Source organism: Pseudomonas sp. HY13-MNA-CIBAN-0226, assembly GCF_040310305.1.
Taxonomy (GTDB): domain Bacteria; phylum Pseudomonadota; class Gammaproteobacteria; order Pseudomonadales; family Pseudomonadaceae; genus Aquipseudomonas; species Aquipseudomonas gregormendelii.
In genome coordinates, this window is record NZ_JBEOPS010000192.1 from 1 (window position 1) to 279 (window position 279).

1 protein-coding gene is annotated in these 279 nt (G+C 63.1%); it reads left to right on the plus strand.

Features of this window, described 5'->3' with window-relative positions:
- Positions 1–42: 42 nt before the first annotated feature.
- Positions 43–279, plus strand: a 237-nt coding sequence (locus tag AAEZ05_RS28360) for a class I SAM-dependent methyltransferase (protein ID WP_502944450.1), incomplete at its 3' end; no start/stop codon positions are given.

Below are 279 nucleotides of genomic sequence, written 5' to 3' on the forward strand. Positions count from 1 at the left end.
GGGTATAGTCCCCCTACCTCAGCCGCAGCCGTGCGCCATGCCATGAAACTTGCTCCCGACGACCTCAACCAGATCACCGCCGCCACCCTGGGCCACTACAACAAGGTGGCCGAAGACTTTCGTGAAGGCACCCGCGATCACGATGTGAGCCAGAACATCGACGCGCTGCTGCGGCATATCCAGGGCACGCCGCCGTTTACCGTGCTGGATTTCGGCTGTGGGCCGGGGCGGGATTTGCAGACGTTTACGCGCATGGGGCATATCGCCGTGGGCCTGGAT